Source organism: Segatella maculosa OT 289, from assembly GCF_000243015.1.
Lineage (GTDB): Bacteria > Bacteroidota > Bacteroidia > Bacteroidales > Bacteroidaceae > Prevotella > Prevotella maculosa.
The window spans coordinates 333,674-357,993 of the sequence record NZ_JH594500.1 but is presented as its reverse complement, the minus strand read 5'-3'; the positions used below and the strand labels follow the sequence as shown (position 1 = coordinate 357,993).

General features: G+C 47.6%; 20 protein-coding genes. 10 read left to right on the top strand and 10 right to left on the bottom strand.

Annotated features, from left to right (window positions below; translation table 11 throughout):
- Positions 1-47: 47 nt before the first annotated feature.
- On the top strand, positions 48-1,109 hold the full coding sequence (locus tag HMPREF9944_RS01325; protein WP_008563914.1) for an asparaginase: 1,062 nt from the start codon (positions 48-50) through the stop codon (positions 1,107-1,109).
- A gap of 285 nt (positions 1,110-1,394) precedes the next feature.
- Here HMPREF9944_RS01325 and HMPREF9944_RS01320 read toward each other — a convergent pair whose 3' ends face one another.
- Positions 1,395-4,358 carry an outer membrane beta-barrel protein gene (locus tag HMPREF9944_RS01320; protein WP_044113139.1) on the bottom strand — a complete coding sequence of 988 codons (2,964 nt, stop codon included), beginning with the start codon at positions 4,356-4,358 and terminating at the stop codon, positions 1,395-1,397.
- Between the two features lie 609 nt (positions 4,359-4,967).
- Here HMPREF9944_RS01320 and HMPREF9944_RS01315 point away from each other — a divergent pair.
- Positions 4,968-6,449, top strand: a complete 1,482-nt coding sequence (locus HMPREF9944_RS01315; protein ID WP_008563911.1) for a tagaturonate reductase — start codon at positions 4,968-4,970, stop codon at positions 6,447-6,449.
- Between the two features lie 77 nt (positions 6,450-6,526).
- Here HMPREF9944_RS01315 and HMPREF9944_RS01310 read toward each other — a convergent pair whose 3' ends face one another.
- Positions 6,527-7,450 (bottom strand): glucosaminidase domain-containing protein, encoded by a 924-nt coding sequence (locus HMPREF9944_RS01310; protein ID WP_044113138.1) that lies wholly within the window; start codon positions 7,448-7,450, stop codon positions 6,527-6,529.
- Between the two features lie 77 nt (positions 7,451-7,527).
- Here HMPREF9944_RS01310 and HMPREF9944_RS01305 point away from each other — a divergent pair, with 77 nt between their 5' ends.
- Both HMPREF9944_RS01305 and HMPREF9944_RS01300 read left to right on the top strand, forming a co-directional pair.
- Positions 7,528-7,908, top strand: a complete 381-nt coding sequence (locus HMPREF9944_RS01305) for a 2-amino-4-hydroxy-6-hydroxymethyldihydropteridine diphosphokinase (protein ID WP_008563909.1) — start codon at positions 7,528-7,530, stop codon at positions 7,906-7,908.
- Positions 7,905-9,176 carry a M64 family metallopeptidase gene (locus HMPREF9944_RS01300; RefSeq protein ID WP_008563908.1) on the top strand — a complete coding sequence of 424 codons (1,272 nt, stop codon included), beginning with the start codon at positions 7,905-7,907 and terminating at the stop codon, positions 9,174-9,176. Before HMPREF9944_RS01305 ends, HMPREF9944_RS01300 begins: the two co-directional genes overlap by 4 nt.
- Positions 9,177-9,692: 516 nt before the next feature.
- Here HMPREF9944_RS01300 and HMPREF9944_RS01295 read toward each other — a convergent pair.
- The 7 genes from HMPREF9944_RS01295 to HMPREF9944_RS01265 form a co-directional block, all read right to left on the bottom strand.
- On the bottom strand, positions 9,693-10,421 hold the full coding sequence (locus HMPREF9944_RS01295; RefSeq protein ID WP_008563907.1) for a YebC/PmpR family DNA-binding transcriptional regulator: 729 nt from the start codon (positions 10,419-10,421) through the stop codon (positions 9,693-9,695).
- 35 nt (positions 10,422-10,456) lie between these two features.
- On the bottom strand, positions 10,457-12,925 hold the full coding sequence (gene pheT / locus HMPREF9944_RS01290; RefSeq protein WP_008563906.1) for a phenylalanine--tRNA ligase subunit beta: 2,469 nt from the start codon (positions 12,923-12,925) through the stop codon (positions 10,457-10,459).
- Positions 12,926-13,305: 380 nt separating this feature from the next.
- Complete coding sequence (gene rho, locus HMPREF9944_RS01285) at positions 13,306-15,261, bottom strand: transcription termination factor Rho (RefSeq protein WP_008563905.1); 1,956 nt, start codon at positions 15,259-15,261, stop codon at positions 13,306-13,308.
- A 163-nt stretch (positions 15,262-15,424) separates the two neighbouring features.
- Positions 15,425-17,206: a 30S ribosomal protein S1 gene (gene rpsA, locus HMPREF9944_RS01280; RefSeq protein WP_008563903.1), complete on the bottom strand. Its 1,782-nt coding sequence runs from the start codon at positions 17,204-17,206 to the stop codon at positions 15,425-15,427.
- 163 nt (positions 17,207-17,369) lie between these two features.
- Entirely contained in the window at positions 17,370-17,783 is a 414-nt protein-coding gene (locus HMPREF9944_RS01275; RefSeq protein ID WP_008563901.1) for an RNA-binding S4 domain-containing protein, read from the bottom strand.
- Between the two features lie 2 nt (positions 17,784-17,785).
- On the bottom strand, positions 17,786-18,358 hold the full coding sequence (gene pth / locus HMPREF9944_RS01270; protein WP_008563900.1) for an aminoacyl-tRNA hydrolase: 573 nt from the start codon (positions 18,356-18,358) through the stop codon (positions 17,786-17,788).
- Between the two features lie 5 nt (positions 18,359-18,363).
- Positions 18,364-18,978 carry a 50S ribosomal protein L25/general stress protein Ctc gene (locus tag HMPREF9944_RS01265; RefSeq protein ID WP_008563899.1) on the bottom strand — a complete coding sequence of 205 codons (615 nt, stop codon included), beginning with the start codon at positions 18,976-18,978 and terminating at the stop codon, positions 18,364-18,366.
- 222 nt (positions 18,979-19,200) lie between these two features.
- Here HMPREF9944_RS01265 and nusB point away from each other — a divergent pair, with 222 nt between their 5' ends.
- From nusB to HMPREF9944_RS01235, 6 genes are all read left to right on the top strand, one after another.
- A complete protein-coding gene (nusB, locus tag HMPREF9944_RS01260; protein ID WP_008563898.1) occupies positions 19,201-20,190 on the top strand; it encodes a transcription antitermination factor NusB in 990 nt (329 codons plus the stop codon).
- A 12-nt stretch (positions 20,191-20,202) separates the two neighbouring features.
- Positions 20,203-20,520 carry a preprotein translocase subunit YajC gene (gene yajC, locus HMPREF9944_RS01255; protein WP_008563897.1) on the top strand — a complete coding sequence of 106 codons (318 nt, stop codon included), beginning with the start codon at positions 20,203-20,205 and terminating at the stop codon, positions 20,518-20,520.
- On the top strand, positions 20,513-21,493 hold the full coding sequence (locus tag HMPREF9944_RS01250) for a CdaR family protein (RefSeq protein ID WP_008563896.1): 981 nt from the start codon (positions 20,513-20,515) through the stop codon (positions 21,491-21,493). Before yajC ends, HMPREF9944_RS01250 begins: the two co-directional genes overlap by 8 nt.
- Positions 21,494-21,509: 16 nt before the next feature.
- Entirely contained in the window at positions 21,510-22,085 is a 576-nt protein-coding gene (coaE, locus tag HMPREF9944_RS13255; protein ID WP_008563895.1) for a dephospho-CoA kinase, read from the top strand.
- Positions 22,086-22,136: 51 nt separating this feature from the next.
- Positions 22,137-22,580: a DUF5606 family protein gene (locus HMPREF9944_RS13250; protein ID WP_008563894.1), complete on the top strand. Its 444-nt coding sequence runs from the start codon at positions 22,137-22,139 to the stop codon at positions 22,578-22,580.
- Between the two features lie 194 nt (positions 22,581-22,774).
- Positions 22,775-23,209: a T9SS type A sorting domain-containing protein gene (locus HMPREF9944_RS01235; protein ID WP_008563893.1), complete on the top strand. Its 435-nt coding sequence runs from the start codon at positions 22,775-22,777 to the stop codon at positions 23,207-23,209.
- 580 nt (positions 23,210-23,789) lie between these two features.
- Here the strand turns inward: HMPREF9944_RS01235 and HMPREF9944_RS01230 are convergent.
- Positions 23,790-24,320: BspA family leucine-rich repeat surface protein (locus HMPREF9944_RS01230; RefSeq protein ID WP_044113132.1), on the bottom strand; the 531-nt coding region annotated here is incomplete at its 5' end.

Here is a 24,320-nt window from a genome sequence, read left to right as displayed (position 1 = left end):
GGAAATTTGGGCTATATTTGCACCGATTTTTACGCAAACGATGACGTATGCACACAGACAACAAAAGAAGAACAAATTATACGGGAAGCGTCCTGCTCATTTATACGGGAGGGACCATCGGAATGGGCAGGAACAGGCAGACAAACGCTTTGGAGCCTTTGGATTTCAACCATCTGGTGAGCAATCTCCCAGAGATGAAATATCTTTCAATCAATATCGATGTCTTCCAATTCGAACGGCCTATCGACTCCAGCGACATGGCAACGGAACATTGGGCCGAACTCGTGAGAATCATTGCCGACAGATATGAAGCGTACGACGGTTTCGTCATTCTACACGGGACAGACACCATGGCCTATACGGCGTCGGCGTTGTCGTTCATGCTTGAAAACCTAACCAAGCCCGTGATCCTCACAGGAAGCCAGCTGCCAATCGGACAACTGCGGACCGACGGAAAAGAAAATCTCATCACAAGCATCGAACTTGCCGCTGCACAACATGAAGACGGGACGGCCATCGTTCCGGAAGTTTGCATCTACTTCAGCGGTAGCCTGCTAAGAGGGAACCGTTCGACAAAGCGAAATGCCGACGGCTTTGATGCCTTCGACTCTTTCAACTATCAACATCTGTGTGAAGCCGGCGTCGATTTCCATTTTCAGGAGCACAACATCTTGCAGCCCGACTTCGCCAAACCGATGATACCGCATTTCGACATGAATCCGAACGTCATGGTGCTTTCCCTTTTCCCCGGCATTCAAGCTGATATTTTCAAACACGCTCTTGATGCCCCCGAACTGAAAGGTGTCGTCATGAGAAGTTTCGGAAGTGGGAACGCACCACAACAGCCTTGGTTGATAGACATTCTGAAGAAAGCGACCCAACGCGGCGTTTCTGTCGTCAATATCAGCCAATGTGTGGCCGGTTTTGTCGAAATGGAACGCTATGACACGGGCTATCAGCTGAAAGGGACCGGGGTCATCAGCGGGCGTGACAGCACGGTCGAAGCAGCCGTCACGAAACTGATGTATCTCTATGGCAGATATGGGAACGACACGCAGACCATACGGCACCAACTGAAGCGTTCACTTGCCGGCGAAATTCATGCTTGACGGTTTTTGGTTACGTCAGTTCGGGATAAGAATATTCAGGCAGCAAACCCCGAAGGGGTGACACTCCTACACTTTCTTTAACTTTTAGGTGCCAGAGTACGGTACTCTTATACTTTTCTTAACATTTAACTACCAGAGTGTGGCACTCCTAGGCTTTTCTTAACATTTAACTGTCAGAGTGCGGCACTCCTAGGTTTTTCTTAACGTTTTAGTGTCAGAGTGCGGCACTCTTAGGCTTTTTTCTATTTTCGAGTGTCAGCGTGCGGCGCTCCAGACGTTTTTTTACTACATCGGCCTTCCGCCAAAGCCACCGAAGCCACCCGGAGGACCAATGGGCCTTCCGTGTCGCCCGCCCTTGCCGTGTCCGCCCTCGACGGGAGGAGCGGGCATACCTTTATTGGCATCCTTTCCTCCAAAAAGGTTCAGGCGGTAAATAACGTGGAGCATGGCATAGCTATTGATGCTGTTATACGTGATGTCATTACGTCGGAGTGCAGTGACCGTACGGCTGAAATTACTCTGCCGACGGAGAATATCATAGAACTGCAGGCTGACAGACAGTGACCTCCCTTTCAAAAATCCCTGTGAGAGTTGTGCATTCCAGACCAGTTCGTTCGTATTCATCGATGCATCGTTGTATCCGCGGCGCGAGTTGTTATGCAAATCGGTTGCCAGCGACATGCCCCATGGCAACGAGATGTTCACCGAACCGCCATAGGCGAATTGCCATGTGTCCAGATTGCTCTGCTGCTGAAGTTGGTTACGGCTGTGCGTGTAGTTCAACGAACCATCGAGAGCAAGTTCCAGCCAACTGTTACGGTAGCTTGTTTCAAGGCGCTCACCCAAAGAGGTCGAACGGGTCGTATTCTTCACAGATGAGGAGCTGGCGTTCCGGGCGGCATAAGCCACATAGTTATTATAGTTCACGTTGGTGAAGGTGTTGACATTGAAATGTCCGGCAGAGTCGATTGCCGTATTAAACATCAGGGCACCGTTCACGTTCCAGTTTCCGTTAATGTTCTCCGGGCGCGTTGTCCGTCCGCCGGTCTTGTCATCGTAGGTCACCCTGTTACTGATACCGTTGCGCGTGTTGCTATAATTCAGAAACGCCATGACGGCCCGCTGCTTGCTTTCTATATAGTTGTTGTAGAAAAACCTAAAGTTGTTGGTGAACGAAGGCTTCAGCCCCGGATTACCCATGGAGATATTCAACGGGTCGCTATCGTCGGTGATATCGAGCAATTGCGTCATGCTCGGTTGCGAGGTTGTGCCCCGGTAATTGATGCGAAGATTGCTCACCTTACTGAAGCGATAGCGGAAATCAAGCGTCGGCGCGACATTGGTTACCCTACGCATCGTGTCGACATGAATTCCCTGATAATCCTGCATGTACTTCGATTGCTGTGGCTGTACCATCATGCCCACATTGAAATTATACTTCTTACGGACGATGCGCAGCATCAGTTGGAAGTCGTGGATATAATTGCGATATTCGGAATAACGACTCAACCGCTTGTCGAAATAGCTTCCAAGCGGATTGGCCAGTCGGGAGAGATAAGCGTCCCATGCACCGTAGCCAAGGGAAAGACCGCTGAAGAAGTGCTCGCCTAAGTTGCTGAAATCATAGGTCGAGCGGTCGCTCTTGCTGAACTTGTATTGAAACTCATAGCTGAACTGCAAGAAGGTCGCACGCAGAATAGGCTCACTGTAGGTGAAACGGGCACTGTAACCATGATTCGTTGTCGGCATCAGACTCCAGCGGTTCTTCTGATAAGTGGAATCCTGCCCCAGTTTGTTCTGCACCTGATAGAGGTGGACGTTGTTCATGGAAAGGTTCTTGCTGTCGTTCTTTCCATAATTAGCATCAACACGCAACGTAACGTTCCGCCCTCGCACGCCCAACTTGCGATTGTATTGCAGCATACCGCCGACACGCTTGTTCCCCGCGTTCACAATGCTCTTGCTCTCGCGCTTGTTAACCATCAGGTCGTCGGCCTCAAGCTGGGCCAGCGACGCTGCTGACAGCGGGTCGGTCACATAGAGATAGGGGTCGGCATTGTAAGAAGCAGAGAGGTTGTTCGAATAGCTGTCGCTACCGGTATAAGTGAACTTCGGGCGGAACGTGACGACGGTCATCGAATCGGGCTTCCATTCCACACGCATGCGCCCGTCCCACGAGTCGCTGCGCGAAAAGGTCTTGTCGTTGCTGTTGGAGAATGCTCCCACCTTGCTGACGAAGTTCTCGGAAGAGCCGAAGGAACTGACATCGCCATCAGCATGGTTCCAACGCAAGGAAGCGTCCAGCTGCAGTTTGTCTTTCAGTTCGAAGTTATAGTTCACCCCCAGCATCTTCGTAGCATTCAGTCCCTGTGCGCCGGCCCCGAAGCGTCCGAACCCGCCTCCGCCCGGAAAGCCCTGGTCATTGGTATTGTTGGCATTTGCGAAGACCATCAGTCGGCTCTTATCATCGAATGAAGCCCCCATACCGCGGTTCGTATAGCGACCGTCGGTGCCTATCCCGAGGTCAACATTGCCAAAGACGCCTTTGTTCATTCCGGCCTTCACACCGAAGTCGAGCACGGTTTCTTCCTCGCCGTCATCGATGCCGGTTACTTTGGCCAGATCGCTCTTTTGGTCGTAGGCCTTGATGTTGTTGATAACCGACGCAGGAATGTTCTTCAGCGCAGTCTTCGTGTCGCCCGTCATGAATTCCTTGCCCTCGATGAGTATCTTCTTCACCTCTTTGCCGTTGATGGTTATCTTGCCGTCGTCGCTGACACGGGCGCCGGGCAGACGCTTCACGAGTTCTTCTATCGTAGAACCTTCGGGCGTGCGATAGGCCGAGGCATTATAGACGAACGTGTCTTCTTTCAGCGTCACCTTGGTTGCCTGACCGGTTATGGTCGCCCCCTTCAGCATCACGGCATCGGCCCCCATCACGATCGTGCCCAAGTCCACGTCTTTCCCATCGACGACATTGACCTGACGCAGCAGCGTCTTATAGCCGATGCCGGTGATTCTGACGAGATAAAGCCCGTCGTCGGGCGCCTTCACCGAGAACTTTCCGTCGTTGTCGGAAACCGTTCCCGCAACGAACGAACTGTCACGGGCGCGAAGCAGCTGCACCGTGGTCTGTGGCAAAGGTTCTTTACTGTCTCTGTCAGAAAGAAGTCCGCTGACAAGCCGGCTCTGCGCGAAGCCGCTTCCGCACGCAATGGCCATCAGCAAGATTAAGATAGATTTTCTCATCAATGATTTCAAAATAAATTCGGTGGTTTAGACGCGGCCTTCGCGATTAGGTTTAATCCAACAATCACAAAAACTTATGAATTTATGTTTCATGCCCAGCCATTGCAACGGCTTGGTTTCCGTCTGTCGCTAAAGACCGGGCCAAGGCATCCGTTTCTACTTCCATTGGAAGTCCTATCCTACTTCCAATAGAGGTCCTGTCCTATCTCCATTGGAAGTCCTATCCTACCTCCAATAGTAGTCCTCTACGACTTCCAATAGTAGTCCTATTATACTACTGATAGTAATCCTCTACGACTACCGATAGTAATCCTCTACGACTACTATTAGTAGTCCTTCCACACCTCCAAAAGGAAGGCAATTGTATTCCTTATAGGAAGTCTTGACCTTTCCTTATAAGGAACTGTCTACCTTTCCTTATAAGGAATCCTCGACCTTTCCTTATAGGAAGCCTTGACCTTTCCTTATAGGAAGTCTAAACACAGTCAATAAGAAGCGTAAACCTTTACGTGATGTTTTTACGGTCATCATGCCTTGCCAATCTCCAAAATGATTACTTTTGCAGCAACCATCATATAACGCAATCAAACAAATATTAGGAAACTAATCATGAAAGAATTAAAATCCCTGAACAAGCTCACTGCTCCCAAAAGCACGATGCCCGAAAGAATTATTCAGTTTGGCGAAGGAAACTTTCTCCGTGCCTTTGTCGATTGGATTATCCACAACATGAATCAAAAAACGGATTTCAACTCGTCTGTTGTCGTCGTACAACCTATCGAACGCGGTATGGTAGATTGGCTGAACGGGCAAGACTGTCTTTATCATCTCAATCTGCAAGGCAAGGAAAACGGTCGGCCCGTCAACACCCTGACACGCATCGATGCCATCAGTCGTGCGCTTAATCCCTATACTCAGTATCAGGCTTTCATGGCTTTGGCCGAACAACCCGAAATGCGCTTCATCATTTCAAACACGACCGAGGCCGGTATTGCTTTCGACGACAGCTGCAAGTTTACCGACGCACCGGCTTCGAGCTATCCGGGCAAGCTTGTGCAGCTGCTGTTCCACCGCTATCAATACTTTAATGGTGCGCCCGACAAGGGCATGATCATCATGCCGTGCGAATTGATATTCCTCAACGGACATCATCTGAAGGCTTGCATCAACCAATATATCGACTTGTGGAAAGCTGATTTAGGGGCCGATTACGAAGGCTTCAAAGCATGGTTCAGAGACCATTGCTTCGTTTGTGCCACCCTTGTAGACCGTATCGTCCCGGGCTTCCCACGCGATACGATTAAGGAAATCCAAGAGAAGATTTGCTATAAGGACAACCTCGTGGTGAAAGCCGAGAGCTTCCATCTATGGGTGATTGAGAAGGCCGAGAACATGACCGTGGAACAGCTGCAGGAAGAGTTCCCTGCACACAAAGCCGGCCTGCACGTGCTCATCACAGACAATGAAAAGCCTTATCATGCCCGCAAAGTAACCCTGCTGAACGGTCCGCATACGGTGCTCTCGCCGGTGGCCTTCTTAAGCAACGTCGATATTGTGCGTGATGCCTGCGAACACCCTGTGATAGGGAAATATATCCATAAAGTGCAGTTTGACGAGCTCATGCAAACCTTAGACTTGCCTATGGAAGAACTCCAGCAGTTTGCAACTGATGTAATGGAACGGTTCGAAAACCCGTTTGTTGATCATCAGGTCACTTCTATCATGCTCAACTCTTTCCCGAAATATGAAACTCGCGATCTGCCCGGCCTAAAGATTTATTTGGAAAGAAAGGGTGAACTTCCACGCGGATTGGTATTCGGTTTAGCTGCCATCATCACTTATTATAAAGGTGGAAAGCGTTCGGACGGAACCGCCATCACTCCGAATGACGACAAGAAGATTATGGACAGACTGACCGAACTCTGGAACACCGGCGACACGCAAAAGGTGGCAGAGGGTGTTCTTGCTTTCGACTATATCTGGCATGAAGACCTTAACAAAACCGTTCCCGGTTTAACCGAACTGGTGAAGAAGTATCTTGATTTAATCCAAGAGAAAGGTATGCTTGACGCAGTTAAAGACATTCTCTGATTTATCTTAAACATAATATAAATCCCTTTATCATCTCCGAACAATCGGATGATAAAGGGATTTTTTTATTGAACGGCTCAATACACCCTCAATGTATCTCCCACTCTCGCTTGATAATCCGGCGACAGCTGATTCTTCTTGTAAAGACTCTTGAGGCGGATGCCATAGCGTTGTGCGATGCTGTACATACTCTCGCCAGCCTTCACAATGTGCGGACGATTCTTATAAGCCTTGTCTGCCTTCTTCTGCTTCTTCTTCAGATAAATAATCTCACCTGCATGGAGCACGTCGTTCTTGTCGCGCTCGTTATACTTTGCAATCTTACGATAGGAAATGTCTATCTCTTCGCCTATACCCTTAAATGTGTCGCCGGCGCGCGCAATGATGTAATAGTTTTTGTTGTAAATCTTGATAGGATGAAGGCTCATGCCTTGCGATACGGGCCTATCGTATCCTCCGCGCTTCGCCATGAACTTGTCATAGCTGGTGGCCTTGTCAAGTTCATAAAGTTTGTAGAGCTCAATCAGTTCGATCAACTTGTCCGCATATCTCGGATTGGTTGCATATCCGCAAGCCTTCAATCCCTGTGCCCAACCACGATAATCTGTGCGTTGGAGCGTAAAGAGACTGTTGTATCTTACGTTATACCGCAAGAATTTACTATGATCTTCGTAGCTTTGCAATACATTATCGTATGCCCGAAAGCATTCGTTGCGTGCGTCATCGTCATGGTAAACGCTTCGCCCTGTCCAGCCGTGACACTTGATACCAAAGTGATTGTTGCCCTTTACAGACAGCTCACTTCTGCCGGCTCCACTCTCAAAAATTCCCTGAGCCAAAGTAATACTTGCAGGAATGTTATAACGCAACATCTCCTCTATCGCAAGGTCTTTATATTGGTCGATGTATTCCTGATATACCGAGTTCCAACGCATCTGTGCAGAGAGATGCGATATAAAAAACAAACAAGCAAACAGGAAGAGGCATATTCTTTTCGTCATGGCAGCAAAATTACGAAATATCAGAAAAAAACACAAGAAACATAGGGGCTTTTATCAATTATTAGTAATTTTGCAACATGTCTGACGATAAGAAACTCATCATCGTACTGGGATCGAATTACCATCCGATGCAGCATATCCGGCATGCGGAAATCATGTTGAAGAAACATTTCCCCGACATCATCTTCTCCGCACACTTACGGACGAAGCCCATCGGCATAGCTTCACCACACTTTGTCAACACGCTCGCCGTCTGCTCCGCGAAAGGCGGTCTTGAAGATACGCTCCGAGACATCAAGCGCATAGAGCATTCATGTGGCGACACCATGCAACAGCGAAAGAACGGCGTTATCGTCATCGACATAGACCTTCTCCGTTTCGGAGACAAAAAACTACATAAAGACGATTGGGAACGTCCCTATATCCGACAACTCCTTGAAGAAATGAACCTGATATGAAAAAGATACTCCTCCTTTCAGTACTTTTGCTGAATCTCAATGCCAAGGCACAACGCTTTGAAGACTATTTCACCGACGCGACACTACGCATCGACTACACCTTCTCGGGAAACACAAAGCATCAGGAAATTGCTTTGGACAAACTGAACTGCTCACCACGATGGTATGGAAAACGCAGGCGATTGACCGAAGTGCCCGTCGAAGGCAACGGGCAAATCATCGTGCGCGACCATCGGTCTGACAGCATCATCTACAAGAACTCCTTTTCCACACTCTTTCAGGAATGGCTCTCTTACGACGAAGCCAAGACCACTCCGCGAAGTTTTGAGAACGTTTTCCTTGTACCGATGCCCAAAGATACCATAGACGTGACCCTCACCCTCTATGACAATCGACGAAAGCCGATGGCTTCCATGCATCATCAAGTGGTTCCGACCGATATTCTCATCAGAAAGATAGGCTACGACAGGCAAACACCGCATGTACAGCTGCTCGCGCCCAAAGACAGCACAGCCTGTATCCGCATCGCATTTGTCGCCGAAGGCTACCGGCCGGCTGAGATGCCGACGTTCATCAGCGACGCAACCCATGCCATGAACGCCATCTTCGCCCATGAGCCTTTCAAGGGGCTGAAAGACCGCTTCTCGGTGGTTGCCGTCGAAGCACCGTCCAAGGACAGCGGGACCTCTATCCCCTCGAAAGATATTTGGAAACACACCGCGCTGAGCAGCCACTTCGACACATTCTACAGCGACAGATACCTGACCACGCTGCATCTCAAAGACATGCACGACCTACTTGCCGGCATTCCCTACGAACACATCATTGTCCTCGTCAACACCGACCACTATGGCGGAGGCGGCATTCTCAATTCCTACAACCTGTCGATGGCGCACCACAGGCTCACCAATGCGGTGGTTGTTCATGAATTCGGCCACAGTTTCGCCGGATTGGCAGACGAATACGGATACGACTTCGAGCAAATTCCAATTTATCCCCACGACATTGAGCCGTGGGAGCCGAATATCACGACGCTGACCCGCTTCCGCGACAAATGGGCAGACATGATAAAGAAAGGAACGCCCGTGCCCACACCCGCCACAGAGAACAATCGCCAACGTGTCGGCGTGTACGAAGGAGCCGGATATGCCCTGAAAGGCGTGTATCGTCCCATGCAGGATTGTCGCATGCGCACCAATGAGAGCCCGGATTTCTGCCCCGTATGCCAAAGAGCCATCGCCCGACTGATAGATTTCTACACCCGATAAATCCGGATTGGCAATTAGCCCTGCGCCATGTGCGCAAACGCCACAGCGAACGATGGCAACCTTTCGCCCCGGGGCGAAAGCACCAAATGGAATTAAAAATAGGTTTCGCCCTAGGGCGAAAGTGCCAAACGTAAACATGTGTTAACGTCGCCCTAGGGCGAAGGTTCAAATGAAAACATAAATTAACATCGCCCTAGGGCGAAAGTTCCAAATGTAAACGTGTCTTAACGTCGCCCTAGGGTGAAAGTATCAAACGTAAACGTGTGTTAACGTCGCCTTAGGGCGAAGAGCTTCTGATGACCCATTTGGAACGATTTCCAAGCCTCTTCTCTTATTTCAACCCTTTTGCGACTCAATCTCAGCCATTTCGGGCGGTGATATGAGTCATATTACGAGGTGAAATGGCTGAGATTGCAAAGCCATGTGGCCGATATCAGATTACAATTTGACGGATATAAAAAAACGACAGTTAGGGTAGCGTCATTCCTACCCTAACTGTCGAAAAGGTTGCCCCGGTTATTCTTCGGGCTTCATGTTCGTGTAGACAGTCTGAACGTCGTCGAACTCTTCGAGTTTCTCAACCATCTTGTCTATGGTCTCGCGCGCTTCAGCCGTCACGTCTTTCAAATCGTTGGGAATATAGGTGAACTCGGCACCGGTGACCTCGAAACCTTCAGACTCGAGGTGCTTCTGAATGTCGCCGAAACTCTTCGGATCGCCGTAGATGGTGATTTCGTTCTCCTCCTCATCTTCGTCGTACTCGTCTTCCACGCCATAGTCTATCAAATCGAGTATGAGTTCATCCATGTCGAGTCCCTCTTTCTTCTTGAATGTAAAGACCGACTTGTGGTCGAAAAGAAAGGAAAGACTACCTGTCGTTCCCATGTTGCCACTGAACTTGTTGAAGACAGAACGCACGTCGGCCACTGTTCGCGTAGTGTTGTCGGTCAAGGTATCCACCAACACTGCCACGCCGTGAGGCCCGTAGCCTTCGTAAGTAACTTCCTTGTATTCGCTTTGGTCCTTGCCCATGGCGTTCTTGATGGCCCGCTCGATGTTATCCTTCGGCATGTTCTCGCGCTTACAGTTGGCTATCAATGCGCGAAGCGTAGGATTATTCTCGGGTTCGGGACCGCCGGCCTTCACGGCGATGGCAATCTGTTTACCCAGTTTCGTAAATACACGGGCCATGTGCCCCCACCGTTTCAGCTTCGTTGCTTTGCGGTATTCAAATGCTCTTCCCATTTTGTTTATCTGTTTTTGTTTGTTTCTAAGCGTATTTATCTCAGTTCAGCACCGAGTTTGGCAGAGAGTTGCTTGATAAGTTTCTGCATAACTCCATCGATAGCCTTGTCGTTGAGCGTCCTTCCGGCATCCTGCAAGATGAAGTTCACGGCATAGCTTTTCTTGCCTGCGGGCAGGTTCTTACCCTCATAGACATCGAAGAGTTCTACACGTTTCAGGAGCTTCTTCTCGGTCTGCAAGGCAATCTGCTCTATTTGTCCGAACGTAACATCCTTGTCTATCAACAGTGCCAAGTCACGACTCACGGCAGGGAACTTGCTGATTTCCTCGAACACGATTTCCCGCTTGCCGGATAGCTTGGCCAATGCCTCCCAATCTATGTCTGCATAATAAACCGGCCGACTGATGTCAAACCGTTTCAAGAGTTTTCCATTCAGAATACCCACCTCGGCCAGCACCTTGCCTCCGCGGTTCGCATAGGCAAGTCCCTTGCTGAAGATGTTGTTGTCGCTCTTGTTGATGACCAACATACCCGTAGGAACACCAGCCCGAACAAAGATATTCTGCACGTAGGCCTTGAGTTCGTAGAAGCTCATATCTTCATCGGCATGAGCCCACGAGCCTTCCACGCGCTTGCCTGTCAACCAAAGTGCCAGATGCTGGTCTTCGCTGTAAGCCTTGGCCGGAGCTTCGGCATTCCATTTCTCTTTATCATACCGATAGACATTGCCCGTTTCGAAGAAGCGTAGATTGCCGTTGCGCCGGTTTACGTTGCGCATGATGCTTTCCAAACCACCGAAGAGCAACGTTTGGCGCATCACGCCAAGGTCGGCACTCAAGGGGTTCATCAGCTTGACCGTATTCGCTTCGGGATAGGCATTCAGGTCAAGTTCCGTATAATAAGAGAGTCTCGAGAGCGAGTTATTGAGTATCTCGTTGAACCCGCAGCCCACCAACTGCTCGCCGATGAGGTTAGCCAGTCGGTGCTTCCTATCCTCGTCGCCGGCAATGGTCAGCGAACTCTTCAACTGTGTCGGGATTTCCACGTTGTTGTATCCATAGATACGCAGGATATCCTCCACGACATCGCAAGGACGCTGCACATCGGAACGGTAGGACGGAACAAGCAGCTCGACGCCTGCTTCGGTCTCGCCGACAATCTTCATCTCCAAGCTGGCAACAATGTTCTTGATGGTCTCCTTGCCTATCTCTTTACCGATGAGCCTATGCACGTAATCGTAGGAAAGACTAACCTTGAAGTCGTCTATCGGTTTGGGATAAACGTCCTTTATCTGCATTGAGACCTTTCCGCCGGCCAGCTCCTTACACAAGATGGCCGCCTGCTTCAGGGCATAAATGATGCCTTCGGGGTCGATGCCACGCTCGAAGCGATAGCTGGCATCGGTGCTCAACCCGTGTCGACGCGCACTCTTGCGAATCCACGTGGGGTGGAACCACGCACTCTCGAGCACCACGTTGCGCGTGGTGTCATACGTACCGCTACCCTTTCCGCCGAACACGCCGGCGATACACATCGGCTCCTCGGCGTTACAGATGCTCAGGTCGCGTCCGCCAAGCGTATGTTCCTCGCCGTCGAGAGTCACGAACTTGGTGCCTTCGGGCTGCGTGCGCACCACAATCCTGTGCCCCTTCACCATGTCGGCATCAAAGCAGTGCATCGGTTGCCCATAGGCCATCATCACGTAGTTGGTGATGTCGACGATATTGTTGATGGGGCGCAGACCCACGACGCGCAACTTGTCCTGCAGCCACGCCGGACTTTCCTTCACGTCGCAATCGGTGATGCTCACACAGGCATACCGTCTGCACGCCTCGGTGTTCTCGATTTCCACATCTATCGGCAGGTCTTCGTTGTCCACCTTGAAAGCATCGCACGACGGGCGATACAGGCCAGTGGGTCTTCCCTGCTGCTTGAGCCACGCATGGAAGTCGCGTGCCACTCCGTAGTGCGACAGTGCATCGCCACGGTTGGCCGTAATGTCCACCTCGAGCACCCAGTCGCTCTCCAGCTGATAGTATTCTGCTGCGGGCATGCCCACCACGGCGTCATCGGGCAGCACGATAATGCCGTCGTGACTGCTGCCCACGCCTATCTCGTCCTCGGCACATATCATGCCCAGCGACTCCACGCCGCGCAACTTGCTCCGCTTGATAGTGAACGACTCCTCGCCGTCGTAGAGCACACAGCCCAGATCGGCCACGATGACCTTCTGACCGGCCGCCACGTTCGGTGCGCCGCACACAATCTGTTGTGCTTCATCTTTTCCCAAATCCACCGTCGTCACATGAAGATGGTCGCTGTTGGGATGAGGCTCGCACGTGAGCACCTGCCCGACGTAGAGCCCCTTCAGCCCGCCCTTGACGGTCTGCACTTCTTCCAAGCCCCCGACTTCCAGTCCGATGGAAGTCAGCGCTTCTGCCGTCTCCTGCGGCGTGAGGTCGAAGTCGACGTATTCCTTAAGCCATTTATACGAAATGTTCATAGTCTGATGTTATGTTGTTTTCAAAACGGTGCAAATATACAAAGAAAAGCGCACATACGCAAGGGCCGGGACAGAAAAAGAGGGCACAAAACCACCTGCTCGCACATGATGTGGCAGATTGGTGTAGCATGCCCTTGGGCAGAGGTGTAATACACCGTTGTACGAAGGTGTACCGTACCCATTACTGTAGGTGTACCGTACCTATTGTCATGAGTGTACCGTACCCATTGTCGTGGGTGTACCGTACCCATTACCGTAGGTGTACCGTACCCATTGTCATGGGTGTACCGTACCCATATATAAGGGTGTTTAACACCCTTGGGCGAAGGTGTTAAACACTCATGCCGGCCGATGTACTTCTCTTGTCAGCAGAAGGTTGCTTACGAGTTCATCGACAGGAGGAATTCATCGTTGTCTTTGGTGTGGACCATGCGGTTGCGAATGGAGTTCATGGCCTCTATGGGATTCATGTCGCTGATGTATTTACGAAGTATCCACATGCGGTCGAGCGTGGTCTTGTCCTGCAGCAAGTCGTCGCGTCGCGTGCTCGAAGCCACGAGGTTGACCGACGGGAAGATACGCTTGTTCGAGAGCGAGCGGTCGAGCTGAAGCTCCATGTTACCCGTTCCCTTGAACTCTTCGAAGATTACTTCGTCCATCTTCGAGCCTGTGTCGATGAGGGCTGTCGCAATGATAGTGAGCGATCCGCCGCCCTCGATGTTGCGGGCCGCACCGAAGAAACGCTTCGGCTTCTGGAGCGCATTGGCATCGACACCACCCGTGAGCACCTTTCCGCTGGCCGGGCTGACGGTGTTGTAGGCACGGGCCAAACGCGTTATGGAGTCGAGGAAGATGACCACGTCGTGTCCGCATTCGACCATGCGCTTGGCCTTCTCGAGCACGATGCCGGCTATCTTCACGTGACGCTCGGCAGGTTCGTCGAAGGTCGAGGCGATGACCTCGGCATTCACCGTGCGGGCCATGTCCGTGACTTCCTCCGGGCGCTCGTCGATGAGCAGCATCATCAGGTAGGCCTCGGGGTGATTGGCGGCGATGGCGTTCGCAATGTCCTTCATCAAAATGGTCTTACCTGTCTTGGGTTGCGCCACGATGAGCGCGCGCTGCCCTTTGCCGATGGGCGAAAAGAGGTCTACGACGCGGGTCGAGAGGTTTGTCGTTGCACGGTCGCCGCAAAGCGTGAATTTCTCGTCGGCGAAGAGTGGCGTGAGATGCTCGAACGGTATACGGTCGCGCACTTCCGCGGGCTTCCGGCCGTTGATCATGTCCACCGATGTGAGCGGGAAGTACTTTTCGCCCTCGTGAGGAGGACGGACGTGACACGCTACCACGTCTCCCGTCTTGAGCCCGTATTTCTTGATGATGTTCGTTGCGACGTACACATCGTCGGGCGAAGAAAGGTAGTTGTAGTCGCTCGAGCGCAGGAAGCCGTAGCCGTCGGGCATCACTTCGAGTACGCCATTGGCCGTGATGAGGTCGGTGAAGTCGAAGCGTTCCGCGCCTTGTGACTGAACGGGCTGTTGGTAACTGTTAGGCGAGATGCCACCCATCGTGGGGTTGTCGAACATGTCGAAATTGGGCACGGCTCCTTGATCTTCTATTGGCAGGTCGACCACAGTGATGAAGTCGGTGCCGTCGCCGGGGTCGTCTGCCCAAACACCCTCCGGGGCGGACTCGGACGTTCCTTCGTTGTCCCTGTTATGGTCGTTAATCTTGGCTTGCAATTGTTCCAAGAGACTGTCTTTCTCCGCATCCGCTTTGTCCGCACTTCCCGCGGCAAAGGCAGCTTCGGGGATAGCTTCTTCTTGTCCGTGGTTTACGGCAACATCTTCCGAAGCCTCTTTTGCTTGTTCGCCAACAATGCCGGCATCAATGGTGGACTTGTCGTCATCGGTACTATGGGGTGTCTCGGCGACAGCAATCGGCTCTGTTTCCTTTTTCGGCTTGCGTCCGCGCCGCTTTGGTTGGACGGCAGCCACCTCTTCGGTCTTCTTCACCGCGTCTTCTTGCGAAGTCGTCTCCTCATCCTTGAAAAGCGACTTCTGCTCAACGGTCGTCTTACTTTTCTTTGCGTCGAGGTTCTCCCCTTCTTTCCCTTTCACGGTATAAACACGGTCAGTGTCTTTCTTTGCGATTCTGGTGCGTTTTCTTTTTGTGCCCAATGGGTTCTTGCTACCTTCTTCAATGGCCTGCTTGTCCAAAATGGCATAAATGATATCTTCCTGACTCTCATCAGTCTTTAAGGTGACACCCAATTCTTTGGCAATGGTAGCCAAATCAGTGACATCCTTAGATAATAATTCATCCTTGCTAAACATGTTAAGTATATGAAAATATTGATTGAATAGAAATATGTTTCACGAATGGAAACACAGTTGCATTAAAAATCATTGCAAAGGTAAGCAAAAAATCCGTATATCCAAAAAAAGAGTCTGCTTTTTTCAAAACAGACTCTTAATTATCCTTTGGTCTAAGCGATTGTTATTCGCCTTTTTCCATCTTGGCTTTCAAATCGGCAAGTACATCAAGGTCGCCCAATGACGTTCCTGCAGTCACATTGGTAATCTGAGCTGCAGCCTCTGCCTTGTGAGCGGCATGTTTACGAGTCGGCTTTGTTGCTGTAGTTTCATCCTTACCCTCCTCGAATGTACGACTATGAGAAAGAATGATACGCTTTGTATCCTTTACGAATTCGATAACCTTAAAGGAGAGTTCTTCACCAAGTTGAGCCTGAGAGCCATCCTCTTTCACAAGGTGCTTCGGAGTGGCAAATCCCTCACCACCTTCATTCAAGGTGATAACGGCTCCCTTATCCATCAGCTGGGTAATTTTACCCTCATGTACAGACCCTGGAGTATAAATAGTCTCATAAGTATCCCAAGGATTGTCTTCAAGTTGCTTGTGACCAAGGCTCAAACGACGATTCTCCTTATCAATATCAAGAACGACTACGTCGATTTCGGCACCAACGGTCGTGAACTCTGACGGGTGCTTCACCTTCTTAGTCCAAGAGAGGTCGCTGATATGAATCAATCCGTCAACACCTTCCTCGAGTTCAACGAAGATACCGAAATTCGTGAAGTTTCGGACCTTTGCCGTATGCTTGCTGCCCACAGGATATTTCACTTCGATTGCCTCCCACGGGTCTTCCTTGAGCTGTTTGATACCAAGACTCATCTTACGCTCATCGCGGTCGAGGGTCAAAATAACGGCTTCTACCTCGTCGCCTACATTCAAAAATTCTTGAGCAGAACGCAGGTGCTGGCTCCAAGACATCTCACTCACGTGAATCAAGCCTTCAACGCCCGGCTGTATCTCTACAAATGCACCATAGTCGGCGATAACCACAACCTTTCCCTTTACGTGATCTCCCACTTTCAAATCTGCGCTCAATGCATCCCATGGGTGTGGGGTAAGCTGCTTCAAACCGAGAGCAATACGCTTCTTCTCCTCATCGAAGTCGAGAATAACAACATTGATTTTCTGATCAAGTGCAACAACCTCATGAGGATCACTTACGCGACCCCAAGAGAGGTCTGTGATATGAATGAGTCCATCAACACCACCGAGATCAACGAATACACCATAAGAAGTGATATTCTTGACCGTGCCCTCAAGCACTTGTCCTTTCTCAAGGTGAGAGATAATTTCTTTCTTCTGTGCCTCCAACTCAGCTTCTATAAGTGCTTTGTGGGAAACAACGACATTACGGAACTCTTGATTGATTTTGACAACCTTGAATTCCATAGTCTTGCCTACGAACACATCGTAGTCGCGTATAGGATGAACATCTATCTGGCTTCCCGGAAGGAATGCCTCAATACCGAAAACATCAACAATCATACCGCCCTTCGTACGGCACTTGATATAGCCCTGAATGATTTCTTCATTTTCGAGTGCTTCATTCACCTTATCCCAACTCTTGTTTAAGCGGGCCTTACGGTGAGAGAGAACCAACTGACCTTTTTTGTCCTCTTGGCTTTCCACATAAACCTCGACCTTGTCGCCCACTTTCAAATCAGGGTCATAACGAAATTCCGAAGCCGGAATGACACCGTCACTCTTGTAGCCAATATTGACGACCACTTCTTTCTTGTCAAGTGCAATCACAGTACCCTCCACAACCTGATGCTCCTGAATTTTGTTCAGGGTCTCATCATAAGCATTCTCAAGATCTTGCTTACTTACATCTGCTCTCGAACCATTCTCAAACTCGTTCCAATCGAAGTCTGATAAAGGTTGTACGTTCTTTAATTCTGACATAAAATAAATAAAAGTTTTTTAATTAATAAAGTTAGACTTTATGTTATACTGACATGTCCAGACCATCCGGGCACACCACGAAACGCGTGCAAAGATACGCTAATTAATATAAAATCAAAGTATGAACGATTGTATTTCATATTATAATTAAAGTTGTTTAACACTAATCCTCTTCGTCTTCTTCATCAAAATCAAACACAACTGGAGCGGCAAAGGCATCAAGTGCGCGTCTTTCTTTCTTCGTTGGTCTACCTGTACCGCATGCTCGGTCGACAAATCCACTTATTCGACTCATCTCCAAAAGTTCATATTGTTTGGTATCGGTCACGTTTTCATAGATTTCAGGGAGCGATTTGGCACCTACACGTTGCTCAATACATTTCAACACCTTATAAGAATAGGTGACGGGTGGCTTACGGACATTAATCGTTTCACCGGTCTTAATAATATGGCTTGGCTTGACATTGACACCATTTATGATAATACGTCCATTTTTACAAGCATCAGCAGCGACAGAGCGTGTTTTGAACACACGTGCTGCCCAAAGCCATTTATCTATTCTCGCTATCTCTGCCATGCTTACTTCTTTCCGAGTTTGTTAAATTGGTTCATCGTGGTGTCGATACCGGCCAAAACAAAACTATTGATGATCTCACAAGCCATGTCAATACTAGTTTGCAGCGTCTTCAAGTCGTCAGCACTATATTTTCCTAACACCCACTCTACCTGGCTGCCTTTTGGATAATCATTACCAATACCTATACGAAGACGGGCATAATCCTGCCCAATGAGTTGCTGGATATGTCCCAATCCGTTATGCCCGCCAGTGTTTCCACTTGCTTTCAGACGGAAAGCACCTAATGGCAGTGCTATATCATCACTAATAACAAGCAATCTATCCTGTGCAATATTTTCTTTCTGAAGCCAATATCTCACAGCATTTCCACTGAGATTCATGAAAGTAGTGGGCTTAAGTAGGAATATTTTACGTCCTTTGACCGTCATTTCTGCGATGTAGCCGTAACGCTTGTCTTCAAAATGAATATTGGACACCTTTGCAAAAGCGTCCAATACCATAAAGCCTGTGTTGTGACGGGTTCCTTGATATTCATCACCTGGATTACCCAATCCACAAATCAAGAATTTATCCATTTTGATTATTCAGCAGCAGGAGCTTCTTCTTCGGCCGTAGCCGCAGCCTGCTGAGCTTGACGTGTCATCTTAATGGAGCAAACAACAACATCTTTACTTGTTGCAACCTCAAGCCCCTCGAATGTAAGTTCGCCCACCTTGATGCTCTTGCCTATCTTCAAAGCTGTAACATCTATATCGAGATGTTCAGGTATCTGCTGGTAAGGAGCTGTCACGTTGATTTTACGGATAGAAAGATTCATGCGACCTCCATCACGCACACCCTGTGCAAGTCCTACCAATTTAACCGGAATACCAATCGTGATTGGTTTTTGATCATTTACTTCATAGAAATCTACATGCAAAGGAGTATCTGTCACGGGATGAAACTGAATTTCCTTTAAAATAGAAGTGTAGTGTTCACCTTCAATATCAAGATTGATAACATAGATATGTGGCGTGTAAATGATTTTACGGAGCTCACTAAATGAAACAGAAAAAGCATGAGCTATGGGATTTCCGTTGTCATCTTTCTTTTCTCCATAGATATTACACGGAATGAATCCTTGCTTACGGAGTTCTTTTGAAGCTTTCTTTCCTAGGCTATTACGCTTCTGGCCTGTTACAATAATCTCTTTCATACACTGTGTTACTCTAAATTAAATTTTAACGAATTAATTCGCCATCACACGAGATTGCTCTCGGAAAAGCGCTGCAAAGGTAATCTTTTTTTGCCTATTATACAAATTTCTGAAAAAAAATAATGAAAAAATAAAGATTAAGCTTGTTTATTCTATTGAAAAATCATATATTTGCATTATCATTTGAAAAGTGGAAGTGTAAGAAATCAAAATTATTAGAGAATGATTAATAGGGAACTTATAAGGATAAAGGTGGTTCAGTTAACCTATGCATACTATCAAAACGGTAACAAAAACATAGATACGGCAGAAAAAGAATTGTTTTTCAGTCTTTCAAAAGCATATGATTTATATAACTATTTACTCTTACTGATAGTTGCTATCACTCGAGAAGAGCATCATAGAGTAGATATTGCCATCCAACGAGCTCAGCGTGAAGAAACCGAATTGCCTTCGCAGAAGTTTGTATATAATAAATTTGCTCTTCAGTTGGAGGAAAATAAGACGCTCCATGATTTTATCGTTGCCCAGAAACTATCATGGGACGACGATATCGAATTCATTCGTAAGGTTTGTAATCAAATAGAAAGCAGCGAGTTTTATACCAATTATATGTCTTCCGAAAGCGATGATTATGAAACTGACCGTGAACTTTGGCGCAAGCTATATAAACAATTGATCCAAAATAATACAGATCTTGACGCTCTGCTTGAAGAAAAGAGTCTTTATTGGAACGATGATCGAGAGGTCATCGACACCTTTGTTCTTAAAACCATAAAACGGTTTAGTCCGGACAAAGAAAGTGGACAAGAACTATTACCCGAATATAAAGACGAAGAAGATAAGGATTTTGCCCGTAGATTATTCCGGGCTACAATTCTCAATGCAGACCGTTATCAGCAGTATATGAGTGAGGCTAGTCGTAATTGGGACTTCAGTCGATTAGCCTATATGGATGTCGTTATCATGCAGATTGCAATTGCTGAAATGCTGACCTTTCCAAATATCCCTGTCAGTGTGACCATCAACGAATATGTTGACTTGGCTAAACTTTACAGTACACCAAAAAGCGGAGGATACATTAATGGCATGTTGGATAGCATTGCTCGCTATTTTGTCAATAACGGTCTTATGATGAAGACACTAAAGGAACGCGATAATGAGAATAGTGAGGACAGTAAGGATAAGAAGAATTCAACTAAGCTTATATAAAAATTAACTTCAATGAATACAATGTTATTAGCTGCCCAAGCAGCACAGGGTGGAGGAATGGGTGTTTTCATTATGATGGGTGCCATTCTCGTTATCTTTTGGTTGTTTATGGTACGTCCACAACAGAAAAAACAAAAGAAGATTCGTAATTTTCAGAATTCGCTCCAAGAAGGTTCAAGAATCGTTACCGGAGGTGGAATCCATGGTACTGTCAAACATGTAAACATACAAGATGATACTGTCGATATTGAAATTGCACGTAGTGTAGTCATTACCGTAAGTAGAGGATATATCTTTGAAAATGCATCAGTTCAGATGCCAAATGCATAATCTATCCAGATTCTTCAAGATTGTCAGGAACTTTCTTTTCAGTTCTATGAACAGAGAGTTTCTGATTTTTTTATTCTTTCTCGGGCTGAGTGGTACATTTTGGTTACTGATGGCTCTTAATGAAACCTATGATAAAGACATTCCTGTGTCAATAAAGTTGGTCAATGTTCCCCGCAATGTAGTAATCACTCAGAATATGAACGACACAATAGACGTGACGATGAGAGATAAGGGATTTACATTACTTACCTATAGTTACGCGGGAAAGATACAGCCTGTCACGATAGACTTTGAACGTTATGCAAACAAAGAGAGAGGTTTCGGCAGGGTACCGCTCTCCGACTTACAGCGAATGATTTACTCTCGTCTTTATAGTTCATCCAAAATATCAGCAATTAAATCAGATTCTGTCACATTCTATTTCAATTATGGTCAGTCCAAACGAATACCCATTCGTGCTTTAGGACAGCTTCAAACCGGGCGTAGCTATTATATCTCAAGGATAGCTTTCCAACCAAACTATGCAACAATCTATGCCAGCAGACAGATTTTGGATAGCATTCGATGGGTGACTACCGAAAAGTTGAATTTGCGACATATTGAAGACACCGTCAGTCTTTTGGTTTCTCTACGCTCCATTCCAGGTGCAAAAATCACTCCGAAAACGGTTCGAATGACCATCTATCCGGATATTTTAACCGAAGAGAGCGTCGAAGTTCCTATAGAGGCCGTGAACATGCCTGAAGGAAAAATCCTACGCACATTCCCTTCTAAGGTCAAAGTCACATTTACTGTCGGTGGAAGCCGCTTCCGCAATATCCGTCCCGAACAATTCGTTGTTGTTGCCGACTATGACGATATCACAAACCACCCATCTGACAGGTGTCCGATCAAGCTGAGCCAGTTCCCCAATGAAATCAGACGGCCGAAGTTGGAAATGACGCAAGTCGATTACTTGATAGAACAACGATGAAAAGAAGCCTACTCGAATGAGGAAACAAATCCATAGATATGCCATAACCGGCGGTATAGGCGCAGGTAAAAGCCATGTCTGTCAACTGCTGGGCAAACGCGGTATAGCGGTTTATGATTGTGATGAAGCTGCCCAGCGACTCATGTCTTCCGATATTGCGTTACAAGACGCCCTAAGTTGCCTCGTTGGTTCATCCATCTATCAGAATGGCAGATTACGGAAAGACATACTTGCTAACTTCTTGCTCAAAGGCGAACCCCATAAACAGGCAGTAAACGAAATTGTCCACCCAGCCGTAGCACTTGATTTTCTAAAAAGCGGTTTCCAATGGCTCGAAAGTGCTATTCTTTTCGATAGCGGTTTCTACCAAAGAGTTACTTTCGACCGCACAATCTGTGTGTCGGCTCCCTTAGAAATAAGAATAAAACGCATCATGGAGCGCGATTTCATAACGGAGGAACACGCAAGGCAGTGGATAGAAAGCCAGATGTCGCAGAGTGAAATAGAGAAACGTACCGATTTCGTCATTATAAATGATGGGAAAGCAAATCTTGAGACGCAAATAGACAAACTATTGTCGTGTCTTCATTGATTGATTCCTGTTCTCAACATAATAAGAAACCATCAAAATTATAAATAAATAATGGAAACAATACTATCGATTGCAGGCAAACCGGGACTTTACAAGTTGGTTTCCCGCGGAAAAATGAATCTCATTGTCGAATCACTCGATGAAAGTCGGAAACGTGTTCCAACCTTTGCTTCCGACCGCGTGACAAATCTGGCAGATATTGCCATGTACACTGATGCAGACGACGTTCCTTTGTGGAAAGTACTTGACAACGTAGGAAAGATTGAAAGCTATAAGAAGACTGCCATCAATTATAAGAAAGCCGGTTCGAAAGAACTTCGCACCTATTTCGCAAAAGTACTGCCCAATTTCGACCAAGATCGGGTGCATGACAGCGATATCAAGAAACTACTTCAATGGTATGATTTGCTGATAAAGGCCGGCATTACTGATTTTAAGGATACCTTGGCACCGACGCAAGGCGAAAGCATCGAAGAACGCGCAAACGAAGAGTAATCAGTCGCACGGTCTTCTTTCTGAAACATACACGATTATCCCCGTAAATGTCTGACATCTGCGGGGATTTATCGTAAGTCTCGCCATTGTCCCTTAGCTGTTAAATAATCAAAACAACAATCTTTTTTACGTTACATTCGACACTACATCACACACATTTTTATATATTTGTGGGCACATAAAAAGACATGCCAATGAGAAACTTGCTATTCGCAGCCTTTCTTACGCTTGCCGCGACATGTGTTCGTGGAAACAATGATTTGAGCATTAACGGAAACCACGTTGATAAAAGCGTGGTAGAGATTTGCTTTGAAGACTCAGGAGTTACGCTGCATTGGAGCGACAACACCAAAACATGCAACAAAATGGCAGACGTCATGACACGACTTGCCTGCGGAGAAGGAATTGATAAGGCATATATTGCCTCTGTGAGCGGAATATATGACAAAAAGATACTGGTAAGCGGGACGCAGCAAGGCTCCTCTATCAACATTTATGATATAGTTGGGAACAGACTACAGCATGTTCCAACCCTTCAGCAAGCCACGCTGATAGACATCAGTCACCTGAACACGGGGATATACCTCTTACAAGACAAAAACATGGTCATCAAATTCATCAAGCGATAAGCCTCCAACTCTCCCAAAAGCCTCTCCCCCAGCCCCTTCCTCGACCTCCAATGGAAGTCCTATCCTACCTCCAATAGGCCTCCTATCGTATAGATACTATCTATCCTCTTCTATATATAGTATCTATAGCTTCCTATACATACTATCTATCCTTCTCTATATATAGTATCTATAGCCTTCTATACATACTATCTATCCTCTTGTATAGATACTATCTATCCAACCCTACACATACTATCTATCCTAAAGGACACTAAGTATAAGTCCTCAAGGAGTCTAAGTATAAGTCCTCAACATCTTTAAGTATAAGTCCTCGACATCTTTAAGTATAACTCCTCAAGGACCTTAAGTATAAGTCCTCGACATCTTTAAGTATAACTCCTCAGGGACTTTAAGTACACCCTCTCTCCTACATAAAGAACGGGCCTTGAGAATAACTATCCGCAAGGCCCGTTCTTTTTTAATTTATAATTCAAAATTCATAATTCATAATTATGATTTGCCCGCAAGCTCGGGCTCCCTCCCTTGGGGAGGGCCGGGGTGGGTGTCTAATTATGAATTTTGAATTATGAATTTTGAATTACTTCACCACCTTCCTCACCGTCCCGTCGCTCATCTTCAGGATATTTATTCCCGGTTCCATGTGGCTGCGGCGGCTGCCGTCGGTACCGTAGATGGCCTTCACGGTGGGTTCGTCTACGGTTGTCGGGCGGTTGATGCCCGTGCTGCCCTTGCGTGTAAAATAGCCCGTGGTGGGGTTAGCCATCTTGATGTCCGTCTTGTTCGGGTCGTACTTCACCGCACCAATCAACTCAGTGCAATCTTGGAACATATCAGTCGACTTTGTGGCCGTCCATGCCTCGTTGCAATAGATGTAGCCAAGGCACTCGCAGCCTTTGAACATGCCTTCCGTGTTCTGCAGCAAGCGGGTCTTGAAGCCCGTCAGGTCGAGTTCCATCAGATTTTGGCTCCGGCCGAACATCCACCGCATCGTCGTCACCTCCTCGGTGTTCAAGTTTTCAAGCCCTTTGATTTCATCCATGTATCGGAAATTATAGAACCACATTTCCATGCTTTTCGGACGGAAGTCTTTCATAGAGGCATCAATCAC

Bases quoted from the DNA above. Each gene is read 5' to 3' on its own strand.
- HMPREF9944_RS01295 (WP_008563907.1), bottom strand. From the start codon at position 10,421: ATGGGAAGAGCATTTGAATACCGCAAAGCAACGAAGCTGAAACGGTGG.
- yajC (WP_008563897.1), top strand. From the start codon at position 20,203: ATGAATACAATGTTATTAGCTGCCCAAGCAGCACAGGGTGGAGGAATG.
- HMPREF9944_RS01275 (WP_008563901.1), bottom strand. From the start codon at position 17,783: ATGGCAGAGATAGCGAGAATAGATAAATGGCTTTGGGCAGCACGTGTG.
- coaE (WP_008563895.1), top strand. From the start codon at position 21,510: ATGAGGAAACAAATCCATAGATATGCCATAACCGGCGGTATAGGCGCA.
- nusB (WP_008563898.1), top strand. From the start codon at position 19,201: ATGATTAATAGGGAACTTATAAGGATAAAGGTGGTTCAGTTAACCTAT.
- pheT (WP_008563906.1), bottom strand. From the start codon at position 12,925: ATGAACATTTCGTATAAATGGCTTAAGGAATACGTCGACTTCGACCTC.
- HMPREF9944_RS01300 (WP_008563908.1), top strand. From the start codon at position 7,905: ATGAAAAAGATACTCCTCCTTTCAGTACTTTTGCTGAATCTCAATGCC.
- HMPREF9944_RS01325 (WP_008563914.1), top strand. From the start codon at position 48: ATGCACACAGACAACAAAAGAAGAACAAATTATACGGGAAGCGTCCTG.
- HMPREF9944_RS01315 (WP_008563911.1), top strand. From the start codon at position 4,968: ATGAAAGAATTAAAATCCCTGAACAAGCTCACTGCTCCCAAAAGCACG.
- HMPREF9944_RS01250 (WP_008563896.1), top strand. From the start codon at position 20,513: ATGCATAATCTATCCAGATTCTTCAAGATTGTCAGGAACTTTCTTTTC.
- HMPREF9944_RS01265 (WP_008563899.1), bottom strand. From the start codon at position 18,978: ATGAAAGAGATTATTGTAACAGGCCAGAAGCGTAATAGCCTAGGAAAG.
- rpsA (WP_008563903.1), bottom strand. From the start codon at position 17,206: ATGTCAGAATTAAAGAACGTACAACCTTTATCAGACTTCGATTGGAAC.
- HMPREF9944_RS01235 (WP_008563893.1), top strand. From the start codon at position 22,775: ATGAGAAACTTGCTATTCGCAGCCTTTCTTACGCTTGCCGCGACATGT.
- HMPREF9944_RS01305 (WP_008563909.1), top strand. From the start codon at position 7,528: ATGTCTGACGATAAGAAACTCATCATCGTACTGGGATCGAATTACCAT.
- rho (WP_008563905.1), bottom strand. From the start codon at position 15,261: ATGTTTAGCAAGGATGAATTATTATCTAAGGATGTCACTGATTTGGCT.
- pth (WP_008563900.1), bottom strand. From the start codon at position 18,358: ATGGATAAATTCTTGATTTGTGGATTGGGTAATCCAGGTGATGAATAT.
- HMPREF9944_RS01310 (WP_044113138.1), bottom strand. From the start codon at position 7,450: ATGACGAAAAGAATATGCCTCTTCCTGTTTGCTTGTTTGTTTTTTATA.
- HMPREF9944_RS01320 (WP_044113139.1), bottom strand. From the start codon at position 4,358: ATGAGAAAATCTATCTTAATCTTGCTGATGGCCATTGCGTGCGGAAGC.
- HMPREF9944_RS13250 (WP_008563894.1), top strand. From the start codon at position 22,137: ATGGAAACAATACTATCGATTGCAGGCAAACCGGGACTTTACAAGTTG.